Below are 16,126 nucleotides of genomic sequence, written 5' to 3' on the forward strand. Positions count from 1 at the left end.
GAGGATGGCATTGAGGCACGTGAATCGATGGCTGCGGACGGGCATGGCCGCGTGCGCGCTCATGCTCTGCGCGGGTGGCGGCCCGGCGGGGCACGCGGAGGAACTCAGGATCGGCGTGGTCGACACCGAGCGGATCCTGGCGGAGTCGGCGCCGGCAGTCAGGGCGCTGAAGAAGATAGAGAAGGAATTCCTGCCGCGCGACCAGGAGGTCAAGAAGCTGGCGGCGCAGGCGAAGACGCTGCAGGAGCAGCTGGAAAAGGACGGCAAGACCCTGCCAGAGGCTGAGCGGCGCCAGAAGGAGCGCGACCTGGCTGCGCTCAATCGGGAGTACCAGCGTGCCCAGCGGCAGTTGCGCGAGGATTTGAGCCTGCGCCAGAACGACGAGGTGGCCCTCCTGCAGGTGACCGCCAGCCAGGTGATCCAGGCCCTCGCGGAAGCGGAGAAGTACGATCTCATCCTGCCCCTGCGCGACCTGGTCCACCACAGCCAGCGCATCGACATCACCGACAAGGTGATCCGGGCGCTGGCGGACAAGTAGTCCGCACGACCCTGCATCGATTCCCAGCCGAACCCGAGACTAAAATGGACATTCACGAGATTCTGCAATACCTGCCGCATCGCTACCCCTTCCTGCTGGTGGATCGGGTGCTGTCGTGCGAGCCCGGGAAGGACATCGTCGCGCTCAAGAACGTGACGATCAACGAACCCTTCTTCGGCGGCCACTTTCCCCACCACCCGGTGATGCCGGGCGTGCTGATCATCGAGGCGCTGGCGCAGGCCGCCGCGATCCTGACGCTGAGGACCATGGACACCAAGGCCGACGAGAACTCGGTCTACTATTTCGTCGGTATCGACAAGGCGCGTTTCAAGCAGCCCGTGCAGCCGGGCGACCAGCTGCTGCTCGAGGCCGCCATCGAACGCCAGCGTGTCGGCATCTGGCGCTACACCACCCGGGCGCGGGTGGGCGAGCGCACCGTCGCCGAGGCCGAGCTGATGTGCACGGTGCGCAGCCGTCAACCGTAGCCCGCCGTGTCGCGCTCCCTGTCTGGTCGCCGTGAGGTCTGTACGACACTCGTCCTGGGCGAGCGCGATGACGGAGTGTCCGGCTGGATCTGCGGCGTGGACGAGGCCGGCCGGGGGCCCCTGGCGGGGCCGGTATACGCCGCCTGCGTGGTGCTCGGCCCGGATCACGGGATCACGGGCCTGGCGGACTCGAAGACGCTCGGCGAAGCGCGGCGCAACCGGCTGGCGGCTGCCATCCGCTCCCATTCGCTGGCCTGGGCGATCGGCGTCGCCTCGGTCGAGGAGATCGATCGATTGAACATCCTGCAGGCGAGCCTGCTGGCCATGCAGCGGGCGGTGGAGGCGTTGCCCCGCAGGCCGGAAAGGGTGCTGGTGGATGGCAACCGGGGGCCCCGCCTCGAGGGCGTCGTCATCCCCATCGTCGGCGGAGACCGACTGGTTCCGGCGATCTCCGCCGCGTCCATCCTGGCCAAGACGGCGCGCGACGCCGAGATGCTCGTGCTGCACCGGCGCTATCCCTGCTACGGCTTCGATCGCCACAAGGGTTATCCCACCAAGGCGCACGTCGCCGCCCTCGAGCGGCATGGCGTCTCTCTCGTGCACCGCCGCAGCTTCGCGCCGGTCATGAGGGTGGCGCGGGCGGATGCCGCAGGCGGCGCACCGGAGAGGCTCGCGCACGGCAACGGACCGGCCGAGGAATTCGCCCGGGGGACGGACGCGATCGTGTAGAATGCGGGGAGACCCTACAGGACAGACACCATGCTCATCGAAAAGGACTCCGTGGTCTCCATCGCCTACCAGCTCCTGGATGCTTCCGGCGAGGTGCTGGAAAAGTCCGACCAGCCCATCAGCTACCTGCACGGCGGCTACGATGGCATCTTTCCGGTGGTGGAAGAGGCGCTGCACCGCCAGGCCATCGGCTACAGCTGCTCCGTCCTGATGAATCCGGAAAACACCTTCGGAGAATACGACAGCGAACTGGTGCGGGTGGAATCGCGCGACGCGTTTCCGCGGGACATCGAAGTGGGCATGCAGTTCGAGGGTGCGCAGGAAGGGTCTGCCGAGGTCATGATCTTCACCGTCACCGACATCGCCGACGACAAGGTGGTGGTGGACGGCAACCATCCGTTGGCGGGCCAGACGCTGCGCTTCGACTGCACCGTGGTCGCGGTGCGCCCGGCCACTGCGGAAGAGCTGTCCCACGGCCACGTCCACGGTGACGACGGTGCCCATGGGCACGAGCACTGAGCTTTTCGTCCCGTCCCCTGTCCGTCCATGGGCGGAGAGTCATTCCCTCCCGGCCAGCTGTTTCAGCGCATAGAGGGTTTCCAGCGCCTGCCGCGGGCTGAGTTCATCCGGCCGCAGTGCCTGCAGCGACGCGAGTACCGGGTGCGGCGAGGGTGCCTCCGCCGGGGCCGCCGCCGAGAACAGGTCGCGCTGCGGATGCCGGTCGGCGGCTTTCTGCTCGAATTCCGCCAGATATCTGCCGGCAGTGCGGATGACCGGCCTGGGCACGCCCGCCAGCGCCGCCACCTGGAGGCCGTAGCTCTGGCTGGCGGGTCCCTCCGTGACGGCGTGCAGGAACACGATGTGGTGCTTGTGCTCGACCGCATCGAGGTGCACGTTGGCCGCCTGCGGAAATTCCTCCACGAGCCGCGTCAGTTCGAAGTAGTGGGTTGCGAACAGCGCGTAGCTGCGGTTTTCCTCCAGCAGGTGGCGTGCAATCGCCAGCGCCAGCGCCAGGCCGTCGAAGGTGGAGGTCCCCCGCCCGATCTCGTCCATCAGCACCAGGCTGTGCGGGCCGGCGTTGTGCAGGATGTTGGCGGCCTCCGTCATTTCCAGCATGAAGGTCGAGCGCCCCCCGGCCAGGTCGTCGGAGGCGCCGATGCGCGTGAAGATCTGGTCCACCGGTCCCAGACGCGCGCTGCGGGCGGGAACGAAGCTGCCGCAGTGGGCCAGCAGCACGATGTGCGCGAGTTGCCGCATGTAGGTGGACTTGCCGCCCATGTTGGGGCCGGTGATCACCAGCATCTGCCGGCCGGCCTCCGCGCCGAGGCGCACGTCGTTGGCGACGAAGTGCTCCACCTGTTGTTCCACCACGGGGTGGCGTCCCGCCTCGATTTCGATGACAGGGTCGCGGGTGAAGGCAGGGCAGGTGTAGTCGAGTGCAAGCGCACGCTCGGCGAAGGCGGCGAGCACGTCCAGTTCGGCGACGCCGCATGCGATCCGCTGCAGGTGGCCGATATGCGGCGCGAGGGCGTCCAGCAGCGCCTGGTACAGCATTTTTTCGCGCTCCAGCGCCCGGCTTTCGGCCGACAGGGCCTTGTCCTCGAACGCCTTGAGCTCGGGCGTGATGTAGCGCTCGGCGTGCTTCAGCGTCTGCCTCCTGCGGTAGTCGTCAGGAATGCGCTCGCCGTGGGCGTGCGTCACTTCGATGTAGAACCCGTGCACCCGGTTGTACTCCACCTTGAGGCTGGGGATGCCGGTGCGCGCCTTTTCCCGGGTCTCGAGCTGCAGCAGGAACTCGCCGCAGTCGTTCTGGAGCGCCCGCAGTTCGTCCAGTTCGGCATCGTGGCCGTCCGCAATGACGCCGCCGGTGCGCAGCATGGCGGCAGGCTCCTCGCGCAGGGATGCTTCGAGCAGGCGTATCAGCTCCTGGTTCGGGACCATGGCCTGCGCCAGCCGGGAAAGGTGCGTGCCGCTGGCCTCCGCCGCGCCGTCACCGGCCATGCCGGCAATAGTGACGATAGCGGCGACGGCCAGCGGCAGCTGCTTCAGGCTGTCGCGCAGCCCGGACAGGTCGCGCGGGCGCGCCGTCGCCAGTGCGATGCGCGCGGTGATGCGCTCGATGTCCGCGATGCGCCGCAGGCAATCGCGCACTCCGGCGTACGGCCCCGTTCCGTCCGCGCCGATCAGGTGGGAGACACCCTCCAGCCGGGCGCCGATGGCCGCATGGTCGCGCAGCGGGTGGTGCAGCCACTGCCGCAGCAGGCGGCTGCCCATGTGGGTGGAGCAGGTGTCGAGCAGCGACAGCAGGGTGGGCGAGGCGCCGCCCAGCAGCGTCTCGGAAATCTCCAGGTTGCGGCGCGTGGCGGCGTCCATGCGCACGTAGGCGCCGTCACGTTCGACCTGCAGCGCCTGGACGTGGGCGATGCCTGTTCCCTGGGTCAGGCGCGCGTACTCCAGCAGCGCGCCCGCCGCGCCCAGGCAGGGACTCAATCCATCGCAGCCGAATCCTGAAAGATCGCGCGTTCCGAATTGGCCGGCGAGGGCGCGCACGGCGGTGTCGACGTCGAATTGCCACGGCGGCAGATGCCGGACTGACAGCTTCCTGGCGAGATCCGTACCGATCTGCGCGAGCGGTTCCTGCGACTCCGGCAGCAGGATCTCGGCCGGCTTGAGGCGCTCGAGCTCGCTCGCCAGGTTGCCGGGCGCGGTCTCCAGCACCCGCAGCTGCCCCGCGGCCAGGTTGAGCCACGCCAGCCCCAGCGTGGCGGCGTCCCGGCACAGGGCGAGCAGCACGCAGTCGCGCTTTTCCTCCAGCAGGGCGGCATCCGTCAGGGTGCCCGGCGTGACGATGCGCGTGACCTTGCGCTCCACCGGCCCCCGGGCGGCGGCGGGATCGCCGATCTGGTCGCAGATGGCCACCGATTCCCCGAGCCGGACGAGCCGCGCCAGGTACTGCTCCACGGAGTGGCAGGGCACGCCCGCCATCTTGATCGGCTCCCCGGCGGAGACGCCGCGCCGGGTGAGGGTGATGTCGAGCAGCCTTGCCGCCTTCTCCGCGTCATCGAAGAACAGCTCGTAGAAATCCCCCATGCGGTAGAACATCAGCATATCGGGATGCTGCGCCTTGATGCGCAGGTACTGCTGCATCATGGGGGTGTGCGCGGAATTTTCGGTTTTATTCATGAGAAATAGCCGCTTGTGATTCATGTCGCAGGTTTCTGGGGCGAAATTGGGTATTCCTCCCCATTTTTGTGTATCCGCCTGGATGCACGCCGTCTCCAGAAGGTGCGTGCGATGCTCACGGCGAGCGGCGAGGCCACGAAAGCGCTGCCTCGGCCAAGTTGCCCGGCGATGTTGCGAGAGGACTGGGAAGAGTTCGTGCGGCCCGCCGATGGCACGCTCCTGTTCCAGCATTTCGCGTTTGTCTTTCTTGACGTGTTCAGACCGAAGTGTTCAGTCACGTGCGGCTTCCTTGCCGATGGCGCGCGCCATCCAGCCGGGCAACGTTGCACGCGCCGAGGTCAGCGCCTGCCATTCGGAGCGGGGCAGAGTGCGATGAAGCGATGCCAGCGATGCATCGGCGTGCGTCGGCCCGATCCAGGCCAGTGCGCGCACCGCGGCACCGGCTGGACGTGTTCCCAGCACCAACATCCAGCGCGGCGCGTACTTCATCAACTCTTCCAAGCGTCCGAGCTTGAGTTTACGGGTGCGTCCGGAAGTCAGGCAGACCTCGCGGATGGGGACCTGCCGCGTCAGGCCCAGGGCATTGGCTGCACTGGCGCCGTGCGGTACGACGATTTCGCCGCTCAGATCGGCTAGTGCCCTGACGACTTTCTCGGGTGCGGGGGGCGCGCGAGCCGAATTGGTTGGAAACTGGTGCCGCGTAAGTCCCACGCGCTATGCGCAGTAGTGTACCGGCTTTGGCTAGCCGCGAGAACGCCTGGTCCACTGCCGACCTGCTTCCCAGGTGCAGGAATTCTTTGGGCGACAGGACGCTTCCCTCGGACAGGGATTGCGCCTGCTGCAGGATGGTCTCGGGCAGCGTGTTCATGCATGCTTCTTTTCGTGAGAAATGATACATATATTTCTGCCACCCTGAAAGCGGCAGGGACCTGCCGGTCCATCGAGGATCGGAAGGTTGGGGTTAGCGGCTCGGGGGCAGAGGAGGCTTGAACATGGGCGTTTGCCCGTCGACCATGAACTCTGCCGGCATTGCTATGGATGGGATCGTTCTTTTGCGAGAAAGCGCAGTCCAACGCCAGGGTCGGTGACGATGTATCTGGCGGCCATCGCGTCATCACCCAGTTTTTTTCTGAGTTTCGCGACCAGGATTCTTAAATAGTGCGTATCTTCTTCATGGGTCGGTCCCCATATTTCCCGCAGCAGCTGCGTCTGCGTGATGAGCCTGCCCGGCTGCTGGACGAGCATGGCCAGCAGCGAGAACTCCTTGCGGGTCAGCGTGACGGCCTGCCCGAGCACGGCCACTTCGCGCTGCAGGAGGTCGATGTGCAGCGTTCCATCGTCGTAAACGGGGCTAGCTTCTGCGGAAACCCCTCTTGTTCTCAAGAACGCGCGGATGCGCGCCATCAGTTCGTCCACGCTGAACGGCTTGGTCACGTAGTCGTTGGCGCCCAAATCCAGCAATGCCACCTTCTGCTCCTCGCCTGATCGTACCGTCAGCACGATGACGGGCACGCTGGACCATTGCCGAAGCTCCTGCAACACCTCGCTGCCGTCCTTGTCCGGCAGCCCCAGATCAAGAATCACCAGGTCGGCGCCCTGGCTGGCCAGAAGGGTCAATCCTTCCAGGCCCGTTGCTGCCAGCAGCGTGGCGTAGCCCTGCGATCTCAGGCTGATGTCGACGAACCTGCGAATCTGTGGCTCATCGTCAATGACGAGCACCTGGGCGGCCGGCGTGTGAGGGTTCGATTCATGGGAATGGCGCATGCACCCTCGCCTCCTGATTCGTCCGTTCATTCCAGGGCAGGGTCAGACGGATGGTGGTACCTCGGCCATCCGGCCCGGGCAAGGCCTCCACACTACCCATATGGGCACTCACGATACCTTGCACGATCGTCAGTCCCAGGCCTGTTCCCTGCTTGCCGCGATCGCCATGCTCCACGCTGTAGAACATGTCGAATATACGTTTCCGGGCCTCTTCGGGGATGCCCGGTCCTCGGTCCGAGATGTCGATTCTCAGTCGATCGTTCCCGGTGCGCCGGACCTGGACCTGCAGGGCTTCCCGCAGCGGGGAGAAATTTGCCGCGTTTTCCATCACGTTGAACAGGGCCTGCTCGATGAGCGCGGGATGCACATGGATTGGCGGCAAATCGGGCGGAATGTCGTGCATGATACGCACATCGGGCTCATAGCGCTGCAAGCGCCGGGACGCCGAGCCTACCAGTTCGTCGATACCGATCCAGTCGCGGTTCAGTGTCAGTCCCTGGTGTCCGAGGCGGGTCATGTCGAGCAGGTTCTGGATGTAGCGGTCCAGGCGTTCGCCCTCCACATGGATGGCCTGCAACAAGCTCTGCTGATCTTCCTGGCCCATGTCTTTTCCATAGCGCGCCAAGGCGTCCGCCGCTCCGATCATCGACGACAGCGGCGAACGCAGGTCGTGCGACACGGAGGACAGCAAGGCGGATCGCAGGCGCTCCGTTTCGCCCGCGACGCGCGCCGCCTCCAATTCGGAAACCAGGTGCGTGCGCAATGCTGCCTGGCCGATATCCTCCACCATGCTCTCGGCAAGGCGGCGCTGCTCGAACGCCAGTCGCTCCATTCCTGCGGGGAATCTCAATCCGGCCACACCCAGCGTTTTCTCGTCCAGACATACCGGTAGAAACCACCATGGGGAATGGGACAGCGTATCGGTGTAGCGTCCGCTTGGCTGCCTGTGTCGTTGCGTCCAGTCGGCCGCCGCCAGATCCTTCTCGGCAAGACGCTCTGTCGCCGCGGCCGGACCCGATTCGCCGCCGATGCGAATCCATGCTTCGGCATGTAGGGCCGAGTGGAGAACCGACGAGCCTGCTGCAATGACCTGTCCGAGATCGGCCGCCTGAGAGAGCCGCCGCCCGAGTTTCTGCATGCTCACGGCATGGGTATTGGCGGCGCGCAGCGCCACCACCTGCATGCGCAGTCGCGACGCCAGGCGTCCGGCGATCAGGGCAGCTGCAAGAAACAGCAGTACCGTCGCCATGCCGCGGTGCGCGCCGATCAGCAGGGTGAAGCGCGGTTCGATGAAAAAGAAATCGTAAGCGAGAAAGCACAGCACTGCTGTGATGACGGCCGGCACCATGCGCGTCCGCGAGGCGACCAGCATGACGGCCACCAGGAAGACCATGGAGAGATCCTGCATTCCCAGGGCGTGTTTGGCAAGGGCTGCCGCTCCGGTGGCGCCCAGGCTGGCCATCAGGATCAGCAATGCTTCCCGTTTTCGAAGGCGTTCACCGGCGGGGCCGGGCCGGTGCCGCCTACTCGGCCGCGCCTGAGGCGTGCCGATGATCGTCAGTTCATGGTGCTCGCCGCGTAGCAGCAACTGCTGGGTCAGGGTACGGTTGAAGAGACGGGCGACTGGCCGCTCACGGGTGCGGCCGATGACGATGGATCGTGCCCCGCGGGCAGCGGCGGCGTCGAGCAAGGCCTGGGCGATGTCGGTATTGTGCAGCACTTCCGTGTCGCCGCCGAGGGCGCGCGCCAGCGCGAACGCCTTGTCGATTTCCAGCAGGCGTTGCTGCTCCATACGGGCGGCCATGTCGAGCGGCGGGGGCGTATGTTCCAGGCCGTCCGCAAGCGGGGCGGCATCGGCCGAGCCTCCGCTATCCACCATCACCACCGACCATGGCGTGCCGCGGCGTTCGGCGATCCGGGCGCCGGCGCGCACGAGGTATTCCGACTGCCCGCGGCCGTCGATGGCGATCAATACATGACGTCGGATGGCAATGCTTCCGAGACCCTGCGCGACGCGCGTCTCGCGCAGGTCGGCATCGACATGCGCGCCCACGGTCTGCATCGCCAGTTCCCGCAGGGCGGTGAGATTGGACGGCGAGAAGAAGGCCTGCAGTGCCCGGGCCGCCTGCTCCGGCAGATATACCTTTCCCTGGTTCAAGCGTTCGATCAGTTCGCGCGCGGGAAGATCGATCAGGCGCATATCTCTGAGCCGCTCGAACACCGAGTCCGGCACCGTCTCGCTGACGCGGATGCCGGTGATCTGGTGCACCAAGTCGTTCAAGCTTTCCAGATGCTGGACGTTGACGGTGGTATGGACGTCGATACCTGCATCCAGCAACTCCTCCACGTCCTGCCAGCGTCGTTCATGGCGGCTACCGGGCACGTTGCGGTGGGCCAGTTCATCCACCAACGCGATGGCTGGCTTACGCGCCAGAAGGCCGTCCAGATCCATTTCCTCGCGCGCGTGGCCCTGATGCTCCACCTTCATGCGAGGCAGGCCGGGCAGGCCTTCCGCCATCGCCCCGGTCTCCGCGCGACCATGGGTTTCGACGATACCGATCACGATATCCGCACCCTGGCGATACAATTCCTGCGCGCGGGCAAGCATGGCATAGGTCTTGCCCACCCCCGGCGCGGCCCCCAGGAAAACCGTGAGCCTGCCCGCCGACCGGCGATGAAGCTCATCGATCAGGGCATCCGCCTGTCTGGTATTCCGGGACTCCGCCGCCATCCGTTTTCTTTCCGAGATCCTGTCTGGTCAATTGCGACGCGATCGACCGGATGGGGAAAGTATAGCCGCCTCTCGTCTGCCGTCCAGATGGATGTACCGTGCGCTCATGCGCTGTCCTCCGGCCACAGCCGTTGCCACTGCGGGCGCATGGGATCGAGTTGCCTCGAAGCGGGTTTTGCGGGGAGGCGTCATGCCTGTCGCCTTCGAATCAGAAAAAGGGCGTCAAAACGAGATCGATCAGCTTGATGCCGATGAACGGAGCAATGATTCCACCCACACCATAGATCAGCAGATTTCGCTCAAGCAGGCGGCTGGCGGGTTCCATGCGGTATTTCACGCCATGCAGGGCGAGCGGGGTCAGGGTGACGATGATCAGTGCGTTGAAGATCACCGCCGACAGGATCGCGGAACCCGGGCTGTGCAGGTTCATGACGTTCAGGGCTCCAAGCGCCGGGTAGGTGGCGACAAACGCGGCCGGGACGATGGCGAAGTACTTCGCCAGATCGTTGGCGAGGCTGAAGGTCGTCAGCGCTCCCCGCGTCATGATCATCTGTTTGCCCACTTCGACCACACTCAGCAGTTTGGTGGGATTGCTGTCCAGGTCGACCATGTTGCTCGCCTCTTTGGCGGCCTGCGTTCCGCTGTTCATGGCAACTGCCACGTCCGCCTGGGCCAGTGCCGGCGCATCGTTTATGCCGTCGCCGGTCATCGCGACCAGATGCCCCTCGGCCTGGAAGCGACGGATCAGTCGCAGCTTGTCCTCGGGCGTCGCCTCCGCCAGATAGTCGTCGACGCCCGCCTCGGCCGCGATCGCGGCGGCGGTGAGCATGTTGTCTCCCGTGACCATCACGGTCTTTATTCCCATGGCGCGCAGGTCGGCGAAGCGCTCCTTCAGGCCGGCCTTGACGATGTCCTTGAGCTCCACGATGCCGAGAACGCAGGCGCCGTCCGAAACGACCAGCGCCGTGCTGCCGCGACGCGAGACATCGTCGACGACTCTTGTCACCGCGTCGGAAAATATGCCGCCAATGCGCTCGACATGAGCACGGATGGCCGACGCAGCCCCCTTGCGAAGCCGGCGTCCGTCGACGTCGATGCCGCTCATGCGCGTGCGTGCGCTGAAGGCCACCGTTTCCGCGCCGTGCAATTCGCAGCGGCGGATGTCGAATATTTTCCCGGCAAGCGCCAGAATGGAGCGGCCCTCGGGCGTTTCGTCCGCCAGCGACGCCATTTGTGCGGCTTCTGCAAGCGCACGCTCGTCGATGCCTGGGGCTGGATGGAATCTGACGGCCTCGCGATTGCCCAGCGTGATGGTGCCCGTCTTGTCGAGCAGCAGGACGTCGACGTCGCCGGCCGCCTCGATCGCGCGTCCGGAGGTGGCCAGAACGTTGGCATGCATCATCCGGCTCATTCCGGCAATGCTGACTGCCGACAGCAGTGCGCCGATGGTCGTCGGAATCAGGCAGACGAGCAGCGCGATGAGCACTGTGACGCCGATGGCTTGACCGGTGCCGTTGATGAGTACGCTGAATTCCGAGAACGGGCGCAGCGTCGCGCAGACCAGCAGGAAGATGAGGGTCAGCGCCGCCAGCAGGATGGTCAGGGCGATCTCGTTGGGCGTCCGGCTGCGTCTGGCGCCCTCGACCATGGCGATCATGCGATCGAGGAAGGCTTCGCCCGGTCTGGCCGAGACACGCACGATGATCCAGTCGGACAGCACACGCGTGCCTCCCGTGACCGAGCTGAGATCGCCCCCCGCTTCACGGATGACGGGAGCCGATTCTCCGGTGATCGCGGATTCGTCCACCGAGGCGGTGCCCACCGCCACTTCGCCATCCGCGGGAATGGTTTCTCCGGCGTCGACCAGTACATAGGCTCCCACTGTCAGCTCGTCACTGGGAATGGGCCACGATGTGCTCGCGCGCGTAGGTTCCTGCAGCACGCGGGCAATCACCCGGCGGCGTGTGGCGCGCAGCGCTTCGGCATGTGCCCTGCCGCGTCCCTCAGCCAAGGCTTCGGCGCCATTCGCGAAAAGAACGGTGCACCACAGCCAGATCGTCACGGCGAAAATGAAGCCTGCCGGTGCATCCCCACTCCCCGACAGCGCCTGGATACCAAGAACGGTGGAAACGATGCTGCCAGCATAAATGACGAACATCACCGGATTCTTCATCTGGACCCCGGGCGACAGTTTCCGCAGGGCTTCGCCGGCGACCCATGTCCACGACGCCGCCACGGCATCGCGCGTGCCGGTGCCCTGCGGCGCGGACGCTCCGTTTGCGGTCTGGTCGCACCTCATTTTCATTGCGCTGCCGGGCGGGCCGCAACGGCGTCGTCCAAGGCGAGATTGAGTTCCAGCACATGGACCGCCGGCTCGCCTAGAATGCCGAACTGGCGCTGCGTCGTGTTCCGCTCCACGAGCGCCGCCACTTCCTGCTCGGGCATTCCGCGCGCCGCAGCCACACGAATCGTCTGCAGCCGTGCGTTCGCCCGGGAGATGTGGGGATCCAGCCCCGAAGCCGAGGCCGTGACCGCGTCGACCGGGACTTGCGCATCGGGTGCAAGGCCGTTCTGTTCGCGGTAGATCCGGGCCCGTTCGGCCACGGCAGCCAGCAGTTTTCTGCTCAGCACCCCCTGGTTGCTTGCGGTACTGGCGGCTGCGTTGTAAGGCTGATCGATCATTCTGGAGCGATCATCCGGATTGGGCCCCGACGTTGCGCTCGGACGGCCGTGGAAATATTGCGGCTGGGTGAAGTACTGGCCGATCAGGCGCGAACCGACTAGCTGACCGTCCTTTGCGATCAGGTTTCCCTGTGCCGGGCGGCGAAAGAGCAGCTGTGCCGTAGCAGTGGTTGCCAGCGGATAGAGGATGCCGGTGACGACCATGAAGAACGCGGCGGACATGAGCACCGGGCGGGTCATGCCGCTGATAATGGATGTCGCAGGGGAAGCGGACGTGGCTTCGACGTTTTTCATGAGCATCCTCAGAAGGGCCGGCCCGCAAGCATCAGCAGGTGCTCGACGATGGGCCCGAGCGCGAGCGCCGGCAGGAAAGTGAGCCCGCCGGAGAGGAGTATCACGGATATCAGCAGGGCCGTGAACAGGGGCGTTGCGGTCGCAAGCGTTCCCGGGCTTTCCGGCGCGTTTTTCTTCGAGGCCATCACGCCGGCGACCGCGATCATCGGCAGCAGCGTGAAGTAGCGGCCGATCAGCATGCTCAGACCGATGGTCGTGTTGAAAAAAGGCGTATCGGCTCCGAGGCCAGCAAAGGCCGAGCCATTGTTGGCCGTGCCTGAGACATAGGCATACAGGATCTCGCTGAAGCCGTGCGGCCCCATGTTAGCCAGACTGTCCGCGGAAGAAGGCGCAAGGCAGGCGATTGCCGTGAAACCCAGGATACTGAACGGATGCGCCAGCACGGCGAGCATGACGTACTTCATCTCGCGCGCTTCCACTTTCCTGCCGAGGAATTCCGGCGTGCGCCCGATCATCATGCCGGCCAGGAATACCGTGAGGATCGCGTAGGCGACGAGATTGATCAGGCCGACGCCGTCGCCGCCGAATACATTGTTCAGCATCATCTGCCCGAGGAGCGCCAGGCCGCCGAGCGGGGTATACGAGGCGTGCATCGAATCGACAGAGCCCGTCGTGGCAGCGGTGGTCACGGCGGCGAACAGGCTGCTCTGGATGACCCCGAAGCGCAGTTCCTTGCCTTCCATGTTCCCTCCGCCTTGCCAGGCGCCGGGATTCTGGTCAACACCCAGCGGAGCCAGCAGGGGATTGCCAGCGCGTTCGGCACTGTAGATCAACGTCAGGAAACCCAGGAACATCGCCAGGAAGGCGCCGAAGAAGAACCACCCCTGTGGCGGGCGCTTGATCATGGAGCCGAAGGCGCAGGTCAACGCCGAGGGGATCAGCAGCATGCCGAGCATGTGCAGGGTGTTGGTGAGCGGCGTCGGATTCTCGAACGGATGCGCCGCGTTCACGCCGAAGAAGCCGCCGCCGTTGGTGCCGATGTGCTTGATCGTCTCGAAGCTCGCCACGGGACCCAGGATGATCCGCTGCCGGGAACCCTCCAGCGTGGTGACGATGACATCGGCGTCCAGTGTCTGCGGTATGCCCTGCCACACGTACACGATGGCCATGATGAAGCAGAGCGGAAGGAGGAGCCGGTAGAGCACGCGCGTGAAGTCCACCCAGTAGCTGCCGATCCCGGACGAGCCCATGCGGCTCAGGCCGCGGGTGAAGCCGCCTGCCGCAGCCACACCCGTCGCAGCGCTGACCGACATCAGAAAAGTGATGACGGCCATTTGCGAGAAATTGGACAGACTGGCTTCCCCGGAATACGACTGCCAGTTGGTATTGGTGATGAACGAGGCCGCGGTATTGAAGGCAAGGTCCGGTGTCTGCGATGCACGTTCCAGCGGATCGCCCGGCAGATGTCGCTGCAGGCGCAGAATCAGATAACCCAGCATCATCATCGCGGCATTGCTGAGCAACAGCGCTGCGCCGTAGCGCTTCCACGACATGTTCTCCGCGGGGTCGACGCCGAGAATGCGGTAGGTTCCGCGTTCGAGCACATGGTGCGTGGGACTCGTGAAAAGGTGCGCCATCCATTTCCCCACTATCACGACCAGGCCGGTCATGATCGCCAGGACCGGGGTGAATTGCAGGATGAACTGGCGGATGTCGTCCGGCACGTGCATTTCCATCACAGCCTGTCCAGGCCGAGGATGAGGCCGGTTGCCAGTGCGAAGAACGCGACTGTCAGCATGATGTACAAGAGGTCCCACATGGATGCGCCTCGTATCGTTTGAGGGTCCGTGCCATTACCGAACGGAACGGCCCGATGGCCACGCCGAAGTATCCAACGAAAACCCGTAAATTCTCCATCCCATAAGGTGTTTCCCATATAAATTCTGCATAAATTCTGGGGGCTCATCACTGTTGCCGCCTGTTCGTTGCGCGCGCCGGCCTTCCACGGGCTAGTCGGACGGGAGGCCTGCTGCCGGTCTATGGGTACCGGATCGTTGCAGGAATTTACGGCGAATTTACGCTGCGGTCGGCGATGCTGGGATAAGGTGTTTCCAAAAGCTGTGGAGAATCCCGATGCCTCAGGTTCTGCAGGACATCATCTTCATCACCGTTGTCGTGATCGCCTTCATTGCATTGCTGCGCCTGTCCGACAAGGCGACGGCCTGGTTCAATGCCAGATCGCGGAGATCATCGGCGCATTCCAGCCGCCGCCGTGACCGGCGGAGTGAATGATGGGCGTGATGAAGACAGCGGGAGATGCCACATCCATCGGAGCATCGGCGGTGAGGATCCCCTGCCCGCGCAGGCATAGGTTCACGGGACGCCGCCGGGCGCGGCCCCTGACCCTAGAAGCTTATCGCCAAGGCGGTAGTGGCCATCGTGCTGTCCGACGTGAGCGTTCCGTCGTCCGTCGCGAATATTGCGTCCCTTCCCTCGAATCGGCGAACTTCGGCCCGCCATAGCAGGTTGGGCAGGATGCGGTAGTCCATGTTGAGGGAGTAGCTGAGCATCCTGAATCCATGGGGCGTGCCGGTGCCGACGATCACGCCGTGCCGGTCCTGGTAGTATTCGCCTCTCAAGGCAAAGCTCAATTTTTCCGTAGGTGCATATCTCGCGATGGCTATCGGCGTGAACCAGACGTTGTAGCGGCTGCTGCCCTTTTCCTTCTGCTCGGCCCCGATATCGAACGCCGCGATCAGGCTCCATTCGCTGCTCAGATGGAACTGCGCGTGGAAATTGTGGAAATAGCGCATCTGACGATGCTCGTCAGACTTGTCGCTCCCGATGAACGAACTGCTGTTCAGCGTCCACCTTTCGTTCGGGCGGTAGGTCACCTGGTGGCCGAATGAAGGCAGAGAATTGCCGGCCGGTCCCCGGATACGCTGCCAACCGTTCAATATCAAGCCGCTGACCAGCCATTTTCCATCGGGAGAAGTGTAAGATATTCTTGCCCCGGTCTCGAAATAGGGAGAATTGTCGGCGAGCAGGCTGCGGGTAAGCGTCCAATTGTCCTTCCCGACGGCGCTTTCGAAACCAATGTGCGACGGCATGACTCCGACATCAACCCATACGTTGTGGTTCTCTGCGACCCTCAACCCCACCCGGGCCTCGAAGAGGTTCTTCAGTCCCCCGGGCTCCGCCGCGTAGTTGGCCTTCATGTAGCTTCCCAGCGCAATCCCCAGGCCGGCCCTGACCCTCTCCGTGTCGTAGCCGAGTCTCATCAGTGCCAGGTTGACGCTCGCTTCGTCGGTGCGGTTGTGGCTGTACGCGAATCCCGGGCGCCTGTGGACGGGAGGGCCGTTGAAATCCCCTATGTAGTACGCCTCCGCGTACCCGCTGAGCGTCAGCGGGTTTTCCTTGTCCGTCCTCACTTCCTGGCCGAGCAGCGGCGCTGCATATGCCATCAGTATCAACGGGAGAATCGACGGCCTTCTTATCTCTGCCTCCAAACGGTTGCGGCGCCATGTCCGGCAGATCATTTTCCGATGACTGCCCTGATCCATGGGCCGAGTATAGGGCGGCCATCCGTAAATTCTCCATTCCCTGGTCAGGCTTTGTCATAAATTCTGCGCATAATGTGGAGCGCGCGCCCCGTCATGGATTCGGTCGTGTTGGAAGCCTTTTGATCCCGGTCGACAGCCTGCGGGGAATGCGGCAGCG

At 64.5% G+C, this 16,126-nt stretch carries 14 protein-coding genes; 5 read left to right on the forward strand and 9 right to left on the reverse strand.

Translation table 11 applies throughout. The features are described 5' to 3' along the window. Positions 1-4: 4 nt before the first annotated feature. The 4 genes from BT108_RS03990 (at position 5) to BT108_RS04005 (ending at position 2,271) form a co-directional block, all read left to right on the forward strand. Entirely contained in the window at positions 5-538 is a 534-nt protein-coding gene (locus tag BT108_RS03990) for an OmpH/Skp family outer membrane protein (RefSeq protein ID WP_083566171.1), read from the forward strand. Between the two features lie 44 nt (positions 539-582). Further along, positions 583-1,023 (forward strand): 3-hydroxyacyl-ACP dehydratase FabZ, encoded by a 441-nt coding sequence (gene fabZ, locus BT108_RS03995; RefSeq protein ID WP_072293252.1) that lies wholly within the window; start codon positions 583-585, stop codon positions 1,021-1,023. Positions 1,024-1,098: 75 nt separating this feature from the next. Next, positions 1,099-1,752, forward strand: a complete 654-nt coding sequence (gene rnhB, locus BT108_RS04000) for a ribonuclease HII (protein WP_218184813.1) — start codon at positions 1,099-1,101, stop codon at positions 1,750-1,752. 30 nt (positions 1,753-1,782) lie between these two features. Continuing rightward, positions 1,783-2,271 carry an FKBP-type peptidyl-prolyl cis-trans isomerase gene (locus tag BT108_RS04005; protein WP_072293253.1) on the forward strand — a complete coding sequence of 163 codons (489 nt, stop codon included), beginning with the start codon at positions 1,783-1,785 and terminating at the stop codon, positions 2,269-2,271. Positions 2,272-2,310: 39 nt separating this feature from the next. Here the strand turns inward: BT108_RS04005 and mutS are convergent, their stop codons facing one another. From mutS to kdpA, 8 genes are all read right to left on the reverse strand, one after another. Next, entirely contained in the window at positions 2,311-4,935 is a 2,625-nt protein-coding gene (gene mutS, locus BT108_RS04010) for a DNA mismatch repair protein MutS (RefSeq protein ID WP_072293291.1), read from the reverse strand. A 270-nt stretch (positions 4,936-5,205) separates the two neighbouring features. Then, a complete protein-coding gene (locus BT108_RS14100; protein ID WP_255369610.1) occupies positions 5,206-5,562 on the reverse strand; it encodes a DUF6088 family protein in 357 nt (118 codons plus the stop codon). Continuing rightward, positions 5,453-5,833, reverse strand: coding sequence for a DUF6088 family protein (locus tag BT108_RS14105; RefSeq protein ID WP_369816920.1), 381 nt, complete (start codon positions 5,831-5,833; stop codon positions 5,453-5,455). The genes BT108_RS14100 and BT108_RS14105 overlap by 110 nt, the downstream gene beginning before the upstream one ends. 134 nt (positions 5,834-5,967) lie before the next feature. Continuing rightward, entirely contained in the window at positions 5,968-6,699 is a 732-nt protein-coding gene (locus tag BT108_RS04020; RefSeq protein WP_072293254.1) for a response regulator, read from the reverse strand. Next, the gene (locus BT108_RS04025) at positions 6,683-9,430 is read right to left on the reverse strand and encodes a sensor histidine kinase (RefSeq protein ID WP_072293255.1); all 2,748 of its coding nucleotides are present in this window, start codon (positions 9,428-9,430) and stop codon (positions 6,683-6,685) included. Before BT108_RS04025 ends, BT108_RS04020 begins: the two co-directional genes overlap by 17 nt. A gap of 208 nt (positions 9,431-9,638) precedes the next feature. Beyond that, positions 9,639-11,735 carry a potassium-transporting ATPase subunit KdpB gene (kdpB, locus tag BT108_RS04030; protein WP_255369604.1) on the reverse strand — a complete coding sequence of 699 codons (2,097 nt, stop codon included), beginning with the start codon at positions 11,733-11,735 and terminating at the stop codon, positions 9,639-9,641. Beyond that, a complete protein-coding gene (gene kdpC, locus BT108_RS04035; protein WP_255369605.1) occupies positions 11,732-12,406 on the reverse strand; it encodes a potassium-transporting ATPase subunit KdpC in 675 nt (224 codons plus the stop codon). Before kdpC ends, kdpB begins: the two co-directional genes overlap by 4 nt. Before the next feature lie 8 nt (positions 12,407-12,414). Then, on the reverse strand, positions 12,415-14,130 hold the full coding sequence (gene kdpA / locus BT108_RS04040; protein ID WP_218184808.1) for a potassium-transporting ATPase subunit KdpA: 1,716 nt from the start codon (positions 14,128-14,130) through the stop codon (positions 12,415-12,417). A gap of 409 nt (positions 14,131-14,539) precedes the next feature. Here kdpA and BT108_RS13785 point away from each other — a divergent pair, with 409 nt between their 5' ends. Further along, on the forward strand, positions 14,540-14,698 hold the full coding sequence (locus BT108_RS13785; protein ID WP_177257248.1) for a hypothetical protein: 159 nt from the start codon (positions 14,540-14,542) through the stop codon (positions 14,696-14,698). A gap of 113 nt (positions 14,699-14,811) precedes the next feature. Here BT108_RS13785 and BT108_RS04045 read toward each other — a convergent pair whose 3' ends face one another. Further along, positions 14,812-15,870 carry a porin gene (locus BT108_RS04045; RefSeq protein ID WP_143142387.1) on the reverse strand — a complete coding sequence of 353 codons (1,059 nt, stop codon included), beginning with the start codon at positions 15,868-15,870 and terminating at the stop codon, positions 14,812-14,814. Between the last annotated feature and the right edge of the window lie 256 nt (positions 15,871-16,126).

Origin of the sequence: Nitrosovibrio sp. Nv17 (assembly GCF_900119085.1) — a bacterium.
Lineage (GTDB): Bacteria > Pseudomonadota > Gammaproteobacteria > Burkholderiales > Nitrosomonadaceae > Nitrosospira.

Coding starts and splice junctions, on each gene's coding strand:
- fabZ (WP_072293252.1), top strand. CDS start 583: ATGGACATTCACGAGATTCTGCAATACCTGCCGCATCGCTACCCCTTC.
- BT108_RS03990 (WP_083566171.1), top strand. CDS start 5: ATGGCATTGAGGCACGTGAATCGATGGCTGCGGACGGGCATGGCCGCG.
- mutS (WP_072293291.1), bottom strand. CDS start 4,935: ATGAATAAAACCGAAAATTCCGCGCACACCCCCATGATGCAGCAGTAC.
- BT108_RS04045 (WP_143142387.1), bottom strand. CDS start 15,870: ATGGCATATGCAGCGCCGCTGCTCGGCCAGGAAGTGAGGACGGACAAG.
- BT108_RS13785 (WP_177257248.1), top strand. CDS start 14,540: ATGCCTCAGGTTCTGCAGGACATCATCTTCATCACCGTTGTCGTGATC.
- kdpB (WP_255369604.1), bottom strand. CDS start 11,735: ATGAAAATGAGGTGCGACCAGACCGCAAACGGAGCGTCCGCGCCGCAG.
- BT108_RS04005 (WP_072293253.1), top strand. CDS start 1,783: ATGCTCATCGAAAAGGACTCCGTGGTCTCCATCGCCTACCAGCTCCTG.
- BT108_RS14105 (WP_369816920.1), bottom strand. CDS start 5,833: ATGTATCATTTCTCACGAAAAGAAGCATGCATGAACACGCTGCCCGAG.
- kdpC (WP_255369605.1), bottom strand. CDS start 12,406: ATGAAAAACGTCGAAGCCACGTCCGCTTCCCCTGCGACATCCATTATC.
- BT108_RS04020 (WP_072293254.1), bottom strand. CDS start 6,699: ATGCGCCATTCCCATGAATCGAACCCTCACACGCCGGCCGCCCAGGTG.
- BT108_RS04025 (WP_072293255.1), bottom strand. CDS start 9,430: ATGGCGGCGGAGTCCCGGAATACCAGACAGGCGGATGCCCTGATCGAT.